The sequence below is a fragment of the Trichococcus flocculiformis genome (genome assembly GCF_900113645.1).
Taxonomy (GTDB): Bacteria; Bacillota; Bacilli; order Lactobacillales; family Aerococcaceae; genus Trichococcus; species Trichococcus flocculiformis.
The window spans coordinates 15,694-29,687 of record NZ_FOQC01000004.1 but is presented as its reverse complement, the minus strand read 5'-3'; the positions used below and the strand labels follow the sequence as shown (position 1 = coordinate 29,687).

Genomic DNA, 13,994 nt, shown 5'->3' with positions numbered 1-13,994 from the left:
AAGAAATTTAGGAAATCTGCCCCTGAATGAGCATCGTAGAGCGCAATGGGTCAGATTTATCTAATTTCCGAGAGGCAGGCTTGGATCGCTAGCCATCATATGAGGTGCAGAATTACTTTGGGAATAAATAAAACACCAACGGTGATGCACTTTTGAAAAAAATATATTTTCTTAGAATAATAAGACTGAGGTGTCGAATGGAATTAAGAGGCAAACAAAAACAATATTTGAAAAAAGAAGCACACCATATGAATCCGCTCTTCCAAGTGGGTAAGGGTGGGTTGAACGAAGAGATGCTTTACCAAATCGGGGAAGCGTTGGAGAAAAGGGAATTGTTGAAAATCGCTCTTCTGCAGAATACGGATGAGGAAACGGATGCTGTTGCTGCAGTCATCGAAGAAAAACTGCGAGCGACCGTCGTCCAACAGATCGGACGCACACTTGTATTGTTCAAACCATCATCTAAAGAAAAAAATCGTCGTTATTCGACTGTCGTTGAAAAAATCTAAAGGCAGGCCAATTCCTATTTTATTGAGGTGAGAAAAAATTGATCACAACTTTAAATTTGATCGGACAAACGGATTACATGATCATCGAAGATACCGAGGTTGAGACACAGATTGCTTTCCAGGACCGGAAACGCATCGGCATCATGGGTGGAACCTTCAGTCCACCCCATTTGGGCCATCTGATCGTTGCGCAGCAGGTTGGGGAACAGCTCGGTTTGGATAAAATCTATTTCATGCCCGATGCCGAACCGCCTCATATCGATGAAAAAGAATCGATTTCGGCGAAGCATCGTGAGCGGATGGTGCGATTGTCCATTTCAGGCAATCCTTTGTTCGATATCGAAACGATCGAGTTGGAGCGCGGCGGCAAAAGCTATACGATCGATACGATGAAATTATTGACGGCCATGCATCCGGACACCGATTATTATTTCATCATCGGCGGGGATATGGTTGAATACTTGCCGAAGTGGAAAGACATCGATGCATTGGTGCAACTTGTGCAGTTCGTTGGCGTTGCTCGGCCAGGATATGGAAGGGAAAGCGTTTATCCGATCATCTGGGTCGACGCACCGTTGATCGACATCAGTTCGACGGAAATCCGTAAGATGGTCAAAACGGGCCGTTCGATCCGGTATTTGGTTAAAGAGGATGTCAAAGATTACATTTTGGAAGAAGGACTCTATCTTGAGGACGAAGACTGAGCTTGTATACACAGGACGCTATACAGATTGGACGCGGGAAGCCATTTTGGCGGAAGTGGAAAAACAGATGAAGCCATCGCGCTTCCAGCATGTGCTGCGGGTTGAAGCCTGTTCCATCGCGTTGGCGAAAAAATATGGTGCATCTTTGGAAGCGTGCTCGTTGGCCGCTCTCCTGCACGACTTTGCAAAAGAGCATGACGCAAAAAGTATGAAGAAAATCGTCCTGTCCCAAGCGTTGGACAGCGAGATGACCGGTTACGGCAGCGAAATCATGCATGGGCCTGTCGGTGCTTATCATGCTGAAAAGGTATTCGGAATCATGGATAGGGCTATCCTTGACGCGATTCGTCAGCATACAATCGGCGGTGAGGTGATGACCCTGATCGGAAAAGTCCTATTCATTGCCGATTACATCGAACCGGGCCGTACGTTCACGGGCGTGGATGAAGCCAGAAGACTGGCGGAAATCAGTCTGGACGAGGCAGCTTATTTTAAAATAGAAAAAACAATCATTCATCTGGTGAAGAAGGAACTGCCGATTTATCCCGGCACGATCCATGTCTACAACAGTTGGATCCAAAGAAAAGTGGGGAATTCAGAATGAAAATGACAAGTGAAGAATTATTGGAAGTAGTGGTTAAAGCTGCAGATGACAAATTGGCTCAGGATATCATGGCATTGGATGTACGCGGTTTGACATCAATCGGTGATTATTTTGTCGTCATGAACGGCCGTAATGAGAAGCAAGTGGCTGCAATCGTTGAATCTATTGTGGAGAACGTGCACAAAAACAAAGGCGAAATCAAAAACGTCGAAGGCAAAGATTCTGGCAAGTGGACATTGATTGACTTGAATGACGTTATCGTGCATGTATTCAACCATGAGGAACGCGGTTATTACAACATCGAAAAATTATGGAGTGATGCGCCAATGGTCGACATCTCGGGGATGGTCTCTGAGCAATGAGCTATGACATCTTTGCCCATTACTATGATGAAATAATGGACCAGTCTGTCTACGACAGCTGGCTTCTTTATGTTGAAAAATACACAGCCGGGAAATCTGGCCTGGACATCATGGAACTGGCTTGCGGAACTGGTAAAATTGCAGTGGAGTTGGCGAAAAAAGGGCATCAGGTAACCGGGGTCGATCTATCCGATGAAATGCTCTCGCTTGCCTACAATCGCATGCAAGAAGAAGGCGTAACGCTTTCCTTGGCGGTAGGGGATATGCGTTCCCTGGAGCCGATGGGGGATTTTGACGTCGTGACGTGCTTCTCCGATTCACTTTGCTACATGTCTGATGAAGCTGAAGTGGCGGAAGTCTTTCAAAGCGTGAGCCGCAATCTCGGACCTGGCGGTGTTTTTTTGTTCGACGTCCACTCGATGCATCAAGTGAATGACGTTTTTCCGGGATATCAATACATCTATCAGGATGAAACGGGAGCCTTCCTCTGGGAAAGTTTTGCCGGCGATGCTGCGAACAGTGTCGAGCATGATTTGACTTTCTTCGTGGGATCCCAGAGTAATCCGGAATTGTTTGAACGTCATTCGGAATACCATCGCGAACGCACGTATCCGCTGGAAGTCTACAAGCGGCTCCTTGAAGAAGCCGGCTTCACCGATGTGACGGCCACAGCCGAATTTGGTGAAGCTGATGTGCGCGATGACAGTCCGCGCTGGTTTTTTGCCTGCAAAAAAGCTTAAGCAAGCCAAGGCAAAAAAACCGCGCGACCATACAATGAAACCAAAAGGGGCGCTTCGATGAAAGCTTGTGGTGTAATTGCAGAATACAATCCTTTCCATAACGGTCACCGCTACCAACTGTCGGAAGCCAGGCGGATGACGAAGAGCGATGTCATGGTTGTCGCAATGAGCGGCAATTTTGTCCAAAGGGGCGCGCCGGCTTTGTTGGATAAATGGACGCGTGCGGAAATCGCTTTGCGGAACGGTGCCGACATCGTCGTGGAAATGCCGATTTTGGGGAGTGTGCAGTCCGCGGATCTGTTCGCAAGAGCAGGTATCCGTTTATTGCAGGCGATGCAGTGCGATGCCTTTGCGTTCGGTGCTGAAGAAGGGACGGCGGAAGATTTCATTTCGCACAGCCGTTTCTTGCGCGAACACGAAGCGGAAATCAATCGGATTTTTCAGACGTACCGAAATGATGGCAGAACCTATGCTGCGCAACTGGAGACGGCCATTGCCGAGATCCTGAGCCCACAAGGTTCTGCTATTTCCTTTTCAACGCCCAATAATCAGCTCGGATTGGCGTATGTCAAAGAAAATGAACAATTCCCCGAACCGATGGAAACGGCCGTCGTGCTTAGGCGTGGTGCCGGACATAACGACAGTGAAGCTTTCGGCGAAGAATTTGCAAGTGGGACCGCCATTCGCGAATGGGCGCTCCACCACGGAAAGCAAAGCGAAGGGAATGACATGGGCAGGTTTGTGCCGGAAGAGACGTTAGAGGCGCTGGAGAGGCTTCCTCTGCTTGATTGGGCTCCATACTGGGGGATGCTGCAATATCAGCTCATGCTGCTTTCGCATGCGGAACTCCGGAACATCTATCAAGTTGAAGAAGGTATCGAATACAGGTTGAAAAAAGAGGCCGAGGATGCAGCCGATTTTATGGCTTTCATTCGGCGCACGAAGAACAAGCGCTGGACGTGGGCCCGGTTGCAGCGGGTCTGTACCTATATTTTGTTGGGGATAACCAAGGCAGAAGCGCATGCCTTCCAGGAAAAAGCGGACACCATCCGGTTGCTCGGATTTACGGAAGCCGGGAGACGCTATCTGAACAGCTTGAAAAAAAACACGGAAATCCCGATCGTCACGAAAGTGCGTGAGCCACATACAGCGGGCTTGCAACTGGAAATCAGGAGTGACCGCATCTACCGTTTGGGAGGCCTTCCGGTTTTGGATGAGCAGAATTTCACCCGGTCACCGATTTACATCCGAAATGAATTGCATAATCTGAAATAAGATTTTTCCGAAATTTATTGAAAACTTTAATGAAAAAAAGCAAGAAGCGTTTGACGGGCTACAACCAAAGAAATATAATAGATAGGTTAATAGATGCTAGAGCCTTTAACATTCGGCTTTAGGCACTAAGGAGGACAATCAAATGAGCGAAGAAGCCAACTCTGTCAGTTTCGTTCCCGTAATCGTAGGGGGGAACCGAGGAGCCTATAGTTTGGCGAGAGCTTTCTATGAAGCGTACCAAGTTAAAACGAATCTCATCAGCCCGATGATTATAGGGCCTATCGGCAATTCCCGCATCATCAAGCATTACATTCAACCGGGAATCGATGACCTGGATCTTTTTTTTGAAACCATCCATCAAATCGGTCGGGACTATCCGAATATGAAAAAAATCATCTTCGGGGCAGACGATCGCTATGCGGAACTGCTGATCCGGACGAAAGACCGATTCGGTGATGATTGGATCATTCCGTATGTGGATGAACCAGTTTTCCTACGGGCGACCAATAAGGAAAGTTTTTACGCCATTTGTGAAAAAGCAGGCGTTCCCTATCCGAAGACTGTAGTCATGGATGAATTTTCCCTTGATTTGCCGTTTGAATTTCCGATCATCATCAAGCCTTCGAATGCCATCATGTACCAGGGGTTGCATTTTGAGGGTAAAGAAAAAGTCTTCATCGGACGCGACGAGAAGGATCTTGAACGCATCTACCATTTAGTGCGTGACAATGGCTATACGGACAACCTGATCCTGCAGGAGTACGTTCCTGGCGATGACACCTATCTTGGCGTTGTGACGGTGTACACATCGCCACGTGACAAGGAAATTAAGCTGATTGCATTCGGCCATATCCTCTTGGAAGACCATACGCCATCCGCCATCGGAAACCATCTGACGATTTGGGCCAGGGAAGAGCAGAAGATTGTTGCTTCTGTCCAAAAGTTGATTGCTGAAACCGAGTTTTATGGTTTTTCCAATTTTGATGTGAAGTACGATAAGCGCAAAGATGACTATGTTTTCTTTGAACTGAACGGTCGGCTTGGCGTAAGCAACTACTACGTTACTGCCAGCGGAAACAATGTCGCGAAATACTATGTTGAAGACTTCATCGCCAAGAAAAAACTTGGGTTGACCATCAACACGAATGAAGCTTTGTTCACGATGACACCAAAAAAACTTTTGCTGAAATACATCGAGTCTGATGTTTTAAGAAAAAAAGTAAAAGAGTTATACAAGGACGGGAAAGTCGTGCACCCATTGGATGCGCCTTTTGAAGTCAGCCCAAAAAGAAAATTTTATGTGTTGGCTTCCAAATTTAATTATTACAAAAAATTCAAAGAGTATCCGCCAGAGGAATGAACTGAAACAAACGGGAAACGAGGGATGAGAAAGTATGAAAAAATTTTTTGGTATTCTTGGAGGAATGGGAACGCTGGCGACGACCAATTTTCTTGTTGAAATGAATAAGCGTCATTTCCCCGAAAACGACCAGGATTATTTCAATTACATTCTGATGAATCACGCTGATATTCCCGATCGTACGGAATTCATTTTGGATCCGACCAAACCGAATCCGGTGGAAGCAGTGATAGAAGATGTTCATATGTTGAATCTTCTGCAGCCAGAATTCATCATCATGCCCTGCAATACTATCCATTATTTCTTCGATGATATTCAAAAGGAAACGGATATTCCGATTTTGAATATGATCGATCTTACGGTCGACTATATTGCGGAACATTATGAGGGCGCAAAAAAAGTCGGATTATTTGCCACAGAGGGAACGCATCAGAGCCGCATCTACGAAAATCGGCTTATTGAAAAAGGCTATCAAGTAGTATTGCCGGACAGAGCTTTACAAGACAAAATCAATAAAATGATTTATTATTACATCAAAGAGAGATCGCATTTATTTTTCCCTTTGTACTACGAAATTTTGGAAGACTTCAAAAATTGCGGTGCGGACATTGTGTTATTGGGATGCACGGAAGTTTCGTTGATGAACAGCGAAGATAAAGAACGACGTTATCCGGTTGTCGATGCGGAAAAGGTACTTTTGGACAAAACGATTGCGTTGGCCAAAGAATTAAAAGCGTAAAAAAACGTTTTCCTTTTTGGATGTAAAGGAAAATACATTGACAAAGGTTTTTTTCACTAGTATAATTCAATTTGTTATTTTAGGGGTGATGGAAATGAAGTGGCCATTAAAAGAATTACAAGAACATCGTGGTGAACCGTACTATTTCTCTCGGACGATAGACCGGGAAAGTTCATTGATGCAAAGAAATAATGAAATCCAGGCAGTGTCGCCGATTAAGGCGGAAGGTTTCTTATTATACGAAAATCATTCTGTGCTTGCCAATTTCCGAATCGATTTAACGATTACCCTGCCTTCGTCAAGGTCGTTGGAATTAGTTGAGGTACCCTTGCAATTAGCAATCGAAGAAGTGTACACTGAAAGTGAATCACTCTATCTCGAGCAGGATAAACCTGCGGAAGTCGTGTTGCCGCTTGAAGGTGATGAAGTGAATCTGGTCCCCGCTATCGAGGACAACATTCTGCTGAATCTGCCTCTACAAGTCTTCACGCCGGAAGAGATGGTGTCCGATGAAATGCCTAGTGGCGCTGAATGGGAAGTTGTTTCCGAAGAATCTTTCGCAAGAAAGAAACAAGAGGAAAAAACCGATCAGATCGATCCGCGATTAGCTGGTCTGAAGGCCCTGTTAGAAGACGAAGAAAAAACAGAGTGAAATTTTTGACGCTGATTTTTTAAACAAATACAGCGATTAATACAGGGAGGTGTAAGGAAATGGCAGTACCTAAAAGAAGAACATCTAAAGCAAGAAAAGCAAAAAGACGTACGCACTTCAAGTTATCGATTCCAGGCTTGAACGCATGCCCTAACTGTGGCGAATTGAAAAAGAGCCACCACGTTTGCGCATCATGCGGACAATATGATGGAGAAGTAGTTATCGAAAAACAAAGCTAATCATGAAATACCATCCGCATTTCCAGTCAGCAGAATGAATTTTCTGTTGGCTTTTTTTGTTCCCATTTTTCAAGGAGGCATAATTTGCTTGGATGAGGTAAAATATATGCATGCGGTAAGAATTCCATATTTTAGCAAAGGAGCGTCGGGATGCAAAACTTCCACTATTTTGAAATCCTTTTGTATGTTTTTCCGGTTTTAGAAATCATTCTGATAAATCAATTTTTTCGACCGTATCTTAGGTACAAACAAATTATCCGATTGTCGATTGCGGACGTCGTGTTGCCGTTTTTGCTGGTGGGCATCCACCTGTTGAGTGTCTACAGCCTGACTTATTCGCTGCTGCCTCATTTTTTACTGGCTGCCTGCATCGTCGGTCTGGTGCAGACGCTGTATTTCGACAAACGTAAAAAAAACCATGAGCCGAAGCGGTTTTATCGTTATTTCATTAAAATACTATTTTTGATGGCACTGCTTTTTTATTACTCTTTAGTGCTGTTGCGCGTTTATTTCCTTATAAGAGGATAGTCCGAAAATTGAAGAACGAGGTGATACGAAAGCATGAAAGTATTATTGTACTCTGAAGGCATGAAATACATCGGGAAATCCGGTTTAGGCAGAGCGATCGAGCATCAGAAAAAAGCTCTCACACTGGAAGGGATCTCTTTTACGACAGATTACAGAGATGATTTTGATCTGATGCACATCAATACCTACTTCGGGCAATCTTATCGTCTGCTGCATAAAGTCAAAAAGCAGGGGAAACCGATCGTTTATCATGCCCACTCCACAAAGGAGGATTTCCAGAATTCCTTTATTTTCTCCAATGCTGCTGCACCGTTGTTCAGCAAGTGGATTCTGCACTGCTACAGTCATGGCGACGTGGTCTTGACGCCTACTCCATATTCCAAGCAATTGCTGCAGCAAGCAGGTTTAGAACAACCGATCATACCGATTTCGAACGGAATTGATTTGTCGTTTTACAAAGCGACTGCGGAGATGGGGGCGTCTTTTCGGCAGAAGTACGGGTACAAGGAAACGGACAAAGTCATCATGTCTGTCGGCCTTTACATCAAACGCAAAGGGATTCTTGATTTTGTCGCCTTGGCCAAAGCGATGCCTGCTTATCAGTTTATCTGGTTCGGATACTTAAACCTTCACCAAGTTCCGCATGAAATTCGGGAAGCTGTGGAAACAAAATTACCCAATCTGCAATTTGCCGGTTATGTGGCCCCTGATGAACTCAGAAATGCATACTGTGGTGCGGACTTGTTTTTCTTCCCAACTTACGAAGAAACGGAAGGAATCGTTCTTCTGGAGGCGCTCGCTATGGGACAGGAGATCCTGATCCGGGATATACCGATCTATGAGGGTGATTTGGTCGATGGCAAACATGTCTACAAAGGTAAGACGAATGACGATTTCCAAAGGCTGATCAACGGCATCCTGGAAGGGGATTTGCCTTCTCTGAAAGCCGCAGGACAGGAGCGTATCCGTCAGAAGGATCTCCGTTGCATTGGTTCTGAATTGAGGAGTGCCTACGAAACAGCCATCCAGCTGCATAAGTCGGATGGTGGGGGAATGTCGGTTCCAGGGACAAAATGATAGATGACAACTAAAAACAAATTGATTTCGAAAAATAATCGAAATCAATTTGTTTTTTTATGAATTGTTCGGGAAAATGTGGTAGAAAGTGGGGCGATGTGGTAGACTGAAAACATATTTGAAGGTGGGGGCGAGTGTCTTTATGTTGATGGGCGAATTCAAACACAATATAGACGCCAAAGGCAGATTGATCATGCCCGCAAAATTTCGTGAGGCATTAGGCGATACATTCATCGTCACCCGTGGATTGGACGGCTGTTTGTTCGGCTATCCGTTAAGCCAATGGGAGCTGCTCCAAGAGAAATTGAAACAACTGCCCCTTGCCAAAAAAGATGCGCGTGCTTTTACCCGTTTCTTCTATTCAGCCGCTATGGAAGCTGAATTGGATAAACAAGGGCGCATCAATATCCCTCAAACATTATTGGATTATGCGAAAATTGAAAAAGAATGTCGTATTGTCGGAGTAGCCGACCGTATTGAAATATGGAGCAACGAGAAGTGGGAAGCATTTGCTGATGAAGCTGCCGAAAACTTCGAGGATATTGCTGAAACGATGATCGACTTTGGATTGTAGGTGTAAAAATGGAAAAATTTGAACATTATAGCGTGTTGTTAAAAGAGTCCATCGATGGTTTGAACATCAAACCAGATGGCATTTATGTCGATTGCACTTTAGGTGGTGCCGGACACAGCAGTGTGATTTTATCAAAACTAAACGAAAATGGGCATCTGTATGCCTTTGACCAAGACCGGATCGCTATCGAAAATGCTGAAGCGATGTTGGCGACTTATATCGAAAAAGGCATGGTGACACTCATCAAGGCTAATTTTCGGAATATCAAAGAAGAACTGGAAACCCTTGGTGTTTATGGCGTAGACGGCATCCTGTACGATTTGGGAGTGTCTTCCCCGCAATTGGACCAAGCTGAAAGAGGGTTCAGTTACCGCTATGATGCCCCACTCGATATGCGCATGGACCAAGAACAGGAATTGACGGCCCGCGTCATTGTGAATGAGTGGCCTTTTGGTGAATTAGTGAAGATTTTTTATCGTTATGGCGAAGAAAAATTCTCAAAACAGATTGCCCGCAAAATAGAAAAAATCAGAGAAACCCAACCGATCGAGACGACCGGCGAATTGGTCGAAATCATCAAAGACTGCATCCCTGCGCCTGCCAGAAGAAAGGGTGGGCACCCGGCCAAACGCATTTTTCAAGCTTTGCGAATCGCCGTCAATGATGAATTGTCCGCTATTGAAGATTCGATAGAAGATGGCTTGAAAATGTTGAACGTCGGAGGACGCATGAGCGTCATTTCCTTCCAATCCTTGGAGGACCGGATCGTTAAAGTCCTTTTCAAAGAAGCCAGCTCGAAAGAGGATACATTACCTTTGCTGCCTATTCTTCCCGAGGAATATGAAGCGGACTACAAGCTGATCAGTCGAAAACCAATCCTGCCCAATGAAGCGGAATTGAGTGAAAATTCACGCTCCCAAAGTGCAAAATTGCGTATCATCGAAAGAATCAAGAAGTAACAGGAGCGCAGCAGCTCTGTAACGAAAGATCATCAGTCGGAACCAGTCAATTGTGCAGTAGCTGTATAATTGACTGCGGGGGAGGAGAGGATTAAGTGGCATTACCTGAATATAGGGCGGCGATTGCAGAACCGAAGCTGCCAAAAGAATTGACAGAACCTAGAAAAGGCCAGCCTGATCCGAAAGGCTATAGAGCCGTTAGAGATAAATATATAAAAATTGAAAAATTTGCCATCACCATCACTTTGTTAAGTGCTTTGATCGTATTATTGTTGTCTCTGGCTACACAAGTGACCCTCTCCAATCAGAATAGAGCGTTGCAGGACTTACAAAATGATAGCGTTGCGATCAGTCTGGAAAATCAAAATTTGGAGCAGGAAGTCCAAGAACTTTCAAGATATGACCGCATCATTGAGATAGCGAAAGAACTTGGTCTGGAAATGAATGAAGCAAACGTTAGGAATGTTACGCGATGAAAAAAACAGCTAATCCTCAAAAAAACCGAAAAAAAATGACTCATATCATGGTTGGGTTGACAGGTTTACTATTTCTTGTATTTATTTTTCGTTTTTCTATGATCATGATCACCAAGAAGGTAAATGGCGAGAATCTAAGCGAGCATGTTAATAACTTATATACCAGAAGTAGTATCCTTGCCGCAAAAAGAGGTACCATCTATGACATAGGTGGTAATCCTATTGCCTTGGATGCTACTTCTTATTCGTTGGTGGCGGTTTTGACCGATGAATGGAGTGAGGATACGGAAAATCCGAACCATATCGTCGACAAGGAAAAAACAGCTGAAGTTCTGGCACAATACATCAGCATGAGCGAAGGGGAGATTCTGACTATCCTGAACCAAGCCGATCTGAAGCAGGTCGAATTCGGAAGCGCTGGGACTAACCTGAACTATGCTACAAAATCCAGCATTGAAGCGGAAAACCTTCCGGGGATCACGTTCGAGGAAACACCTTCCAGGCTTTATCCGAATGGGATTTTTGCTTCCCATCTTGTCGGCTTTGCGCAAAGTTCAGCCAGCGAGGAAGAAGCAGATACAAACGAAGAAAAGAAACTGGTCGGGATGATGGGGATCGAATCCCTGTACGATGATGATTTGGACGGCAGTGATGGTGAAGTCACCTATCAAGAAGACTCCAATGGCTACCTGATTCCAGGCACTCAGATTCAGGAAAAGGAACCTGTTGAAGGCGATAATCTTTATCTGACGCTGGACAGTCGCTTGCAGATCTATCTGGAAAGCCTGATGTCGCAAGTGTATGCAGAAGCCAATCCAGAGTCGATGACAGCTATGTTGGTCGATCCGGAAACCGGCGCCATCCTTGCGGCTTCTCAACGACCCACCTTCAACGCTACCACCAAAGAAGGCATAGATGCGCAGTGGCAGAATCTGTTGGTCGAGGATACCTATGAACCGGGTTCCACTTTCAAAATTTTGACTTTGGCGGCAGCTGTGAACGAGGGCGTATTCAGTCCTTTTGCGACCTATACTTCCGGAAGCGTGGAAGTGGAAGGCGGCACCATCCGTGATTACAATAAGGTCGGTTGGGGCAATATCACCTATCTTGAAGGATTAGCCCACTCGAGTAACGTGGCTTTCGTAAAGCTGGTGCAAGCGATGGGTTACGACGTTTGGGAATCCTATATCAAAGCTTTCGGCATCGGCCAATCGACCGATTCGGGACTTGAAAATGAAGCAACGGGGAATTATAACTATACGTATCCTTTGGAAAAGGCGAATACGGCATTCGGACAAGGGGTAACCGTTACGCCTTTCCAATTGATGCAGGCTTTTACGTCAATCGCAAATGAAGGCACCATGATGAAACTGAACTACCTGGATCGCACAGAAGATCCGAATACGGGTGAGGTCACCGCTATCGAACCTGAAGAAGTGGGATCTCCGATCACAGCGGAAACCGCCCAGACGGTGCTGACCTATCTGAAAGAAGTCGTCTACAACGAGAATGGATCTGGTCAAGCGTACCAGATCGAGGGTACCGAGATCGCTGCCAAAACCGGTACGGCGGAAGTGGTGAATTCCACAACAGGCGGATATTACACTGGCTATTCCAATTATCTTTACTCGGTAGTCGGATTCGCGCCGGCGGATGATCCCAGCTACATCCTGTATTTGACAATGAAACGGCCTGCAAACTTGGACAGTCTGAATGGCTCAAAGTATCTGTCGGAAATATTCAACCCATTCATGACAAGGGCAATCGAATATGACAACCTGAATACAGAAATCACCGGGGACGTCAATCAAGCCTCGATGCCGGAAGTGACAAATTTGTCCAAAGATGAGGCTTTGGCGGCCCTGACTGCTGTCGGCTACAATGATACAGCAATCATCGGCAGCGGTAGCCGGATCGTCCAACAATACCCATACGCCGGGACACAGACAATCACGAACCAGAAGACGATCCTCATGACGGAAGGTGCGATGACGATGCCTGACGTCTACGGGTGGTCAAAAGATGATGTACTGAAAGTAGCAGAAATCGCAGGCATCAACTTCACTTTTGAAGGCGAAGGCTATGTCGTATTCCAGAGTCTGGAGACGGGTTCCATCCTGAACGCTGCTACTGAAGTCCAGATCATTCTGGAGTAAGCGTTCAGAAGCAACACTCACAAAATCAATCAAAAAAAGTTAAGCACCTATTAGGAGGAAATCATATGCATTGGACAGAAATGCTGTTGCCTTTATCGATCAGCTTTGCCATTACAATCAGCATGATGCCAATTTTCATCGGCTATTTTAAAGTGAAACAATTCGGACAGATCACAAGGGAAGAAGGCCCGAAATGGCATCAAGTCAAAAGCGGCACACCGACGATGGGAGGGGTCGTCTTCATAATCGCTGCGATCCTTACCGTTATCGGGACAGCAATCTGGAAGGATGTCCTCACCGTAAAACTGGCTATGTTGCTTTTTGTGCTGTTATTTTTTGCAGCTATTGGTTTTTTGGATGATTTCCTGAAAATATTCAAAAAACAAAACGAAGGACTGACCTCCAAGCAGAAGTTCCTTTCGCAATTGGTGGGATCCTTCGTCTTTGTTGCGCTGTTCTTCCTGTCGGGTTCGGATCCTTTGATCACAATCCCATTCTTTGGACAGATCCACAACTGGTTGGTGTTCGCTGTATTTACGATTATCTGGATCACCGGTTTTTCGAACGCTGTGAATCTGACCGATGGATTGGACGGCCTGGTTGCCGGTACAGCAGGCATCGCCTATACCGCGTATGGCATATTAGCATACCGCCAAGGACAATTGGAAGTATTGCTGTTTTGCATTGCAATCGTGGGTGGCCTGATCGGTTTCTTCTTTTTCAATAAAAAACCAGCTAAGATCTTTATGGGCGACGTCGGCTCGTTGGCATTGGGTGCAGGACTTGCCGTCGTTTCGCTGGCGTTGCATCTGGAGTGGTCTTTGTTGCTGATCGGCCTTGTTTTCGTGATCGAAACGGCCAGCGTCATGCTACAGGTAGGATCCTTCAAATTGCGCGGCAAACGCATCTTCAAGATGTCTCCGATCCATCATCATTTCGAAATGAGCGGATGGAGCGAATGGCGCGTCGTTCTGACTTTCTGGGCTGTTGGTCTGGTTTCGGCAATTTTAGCCTTGTGGCTGCTCGTCTAAGTGAAGGGA

The 13,994-nt window shown here is 45.5% G+C and carries 17 protein-coding genes; all 17 read left to right on the top strand.

The features are described from left to right. Positions 1-197: 197 nt before the first annotated feature. Positions 198-509, top strand: a complete 312-nt coding sequence (gene yhbY, locus BMZ71_RS03005) for a ribosome assembly RNA-binding protein YhbY (RefSeq protein ID WP_068560003.1) — start codon at positions 198-200, stop codon at positions 507-509. Positions 510-586: 77 nt separating this feature from the next. After that, positions 587-1,213 carry a nicotinate-nucleotide adenylyltransferase gene (locus tag BMZ71_RS03000; RefSeq protein ID WP_086988372.1) on the top strand — a complete coding sequence of 209 codons (627 nt, stop codon included), beginning with the start codon at positions 587-589 and terminating at the stop codon, positions 1,211-1,213. After that, the gene (yqeK, locus tag BMZ71_RS02995) at positions 1,197-1,817 is read left to right on the top strand and encodes a bis(5'-nucleosyl)-tetraphosphatase (symmetrical) YqeK (protein WP_177187469.1); all 621 of its coding nucleotides are present in this window, start codon (positions 1,197-1,199) and stop codon (positions 1,815-1,817) included. The genes BMZ71_RS03000 and yqeK overlap by 17 nt, the downstream gene beginning before the upstream one ends. Next, a complete protein-coding gene (rsfS, locus tag BMZ71_RS02990; RefSeq protein ID WP_068560007.1) occupies positions 1,814-2,179 on the top strand; it encodes a ribosome silencing factor in 366 nt (121 codons plus the stop codon). Before yqeK ends, rsfS begins: the two co-directional genes overlap by 4 nt. Next, positions 2,176-2,919 (top strand): class I SAM-dependent DNA methyltransferase, encoded by a 744-nt coding sequence (locus BMZ71_RS02985; protein WP_086988335.1) that lies wholly within the window; start codon positions 2,176-2,178, stop codon positions 2,917-2,919. Before rsfS ends, BMZ71_RS02985 begins: the two co-directional genes overlap by 4 nt. Positions 2,920-2,976: 57 nt before the next feature. Continuing rightward, entirely contained in the window at positions 2,977-4,194 is a 1,218-nt protein-coding gene (locus BMZ71_RS02980; RefSeq protein ID WP_086988336.1) for a nucleotidyltransferase, read from the top strand. Positions 4,195-4,336: 142 nt separating this feature from the next. Then, positions 4,337-5,554 (top strand): carboxylate--amine ligase, encoded by a 1,218-nt coding sequence (locus BMZ71_RS02975; protein ID WP_086988337.1) that lies wholly within the window; start codon positions 4,337-4,339, stop codon positions 5,552-5,554. A 34-nt stretch (positions 5,555-5,588) separates the two neighbouring features. Beyond that, on the top strand, positions 5,589-6,293 hold the full coding sequence (locus BMZ71_RS02970) for an aspartate/glutamate racemase family protein (RefSeq protein ID WP_086988338.1): 705 nt from the start codon (positions 5,589-5,591) through the stop codon (positions 6,291-6,293). Positions 6,294-6,387: 94 nt separating this feature from the next. Then, positions 6,388-6,945, top strand: coding sequence for a YceD family protein (locus tag BMZ71_RS02965; RefSeq protein ID WP_177187468.1), 558 nt, complete (start codon positions 6,388-6,390; stop codon positions 6,943-6,945). Positions 6,946-7,004: 59 nt separating this feature from the next. After that, positions 7,005-7,184: a 50S ribosomal protein L32 gene (gene rpmF / locus BMZ71_RS02960; protein ID WP_072763715.1), complete on the top strand. Its 180-nt coding sequence runs from the start codon at positions 7,005-7,007 to the stop codon at positions 7,182-7,184. Positions 7,185-7,334: 150 nt separating this feature from the next. Next, a complete protein-coding gene (locus BMZ71_RS02955) occupies positions 7,335-7,712 on the top strand; it encodes a DUF3397 family protein (protein ID WP_086988340.1) in 378 nt (125 codons plus the stop codon). Positions 7,713-7,745: 33 nt separating this feature from the next. Next, entirely contained in the window at positions 7,746-8,789 is a 1,044-nt protein-coding gene (locus tag BMZ71_RS02950; protein ID WP_086988341.1) for an LTA glycolipid anchor biosynthesis glycosyltransferase, IagA/BgsA family, read from the top strand. 142 nt (positions 8,790-8,931) lie between these two features. Continuing rightward, positions 8,932-9,363 carry a division/cell wall cluster transcriptional repressor MraZ gene (gene mraZ, locus BMZ71_RS02945; RefSeq protein ID WP_068560018.1) on the top strand — a complete coding sequence of 144 codons (432 nt, stop codon included), beginning with the start codon at positions 8,932-8,934 and terminating at the stop codon, positions 9,361-9,363. A gap of 8 nt (positions 9,364-9,371) precedes the next feature. Beyond that, positions 9,372-10,322: a 16S rRNA (cytosine(1402)-N(4))-methyltransferase RsmH gene (gene rsmH / locus BMZ71_RS02940; RefSeq protein WP_086988342.1), complete on the top strand. Its 951-nt coding sequence runs from the start codon at positions 9,372-9,374 to the stop codon at positions 10,320-10,322. Between the two features lie 95 nt (positions 10,323-10,417). Beyond that, positions 10,418-10,798, top strand: coding sequence for a septum formation initiator family protein (locus BMZ71_RS02935; RefSeq protein ID WP_086988343.1), 381 nt, complete (start codon positions 10,418-10,420; stop codon positions 10,796-10,798). Next, complete coding sequence (locus BMZ71_RS02930) at positions 10,795-12,954, top strand: penicillin-binding protein (RefSeq protein ID WP_086988344.1); 2,160 nt, start codon at positions 10,795-10,797, stop codon at positions 12,952-12,954. Before BMZ71_RS02935 ends, BMZ71_RS02930 begins: the two co-directional genes overlap by 4 nt. A gap of 65 nt (positions 12,955-13,019) precedes the next feature. After that, entirely contained in the window at positions 13,020-13,985 is a 966-nt protein-coding gene (mraY, locus tag BMZ71_RS02925; protein ID WP_086988345.1) for a phospho-N-acetylmuramoyl-pentapeptide-transferase, read from the top strand. Positions 13,986-13,994: the final 9 nt, after the last annotated feature.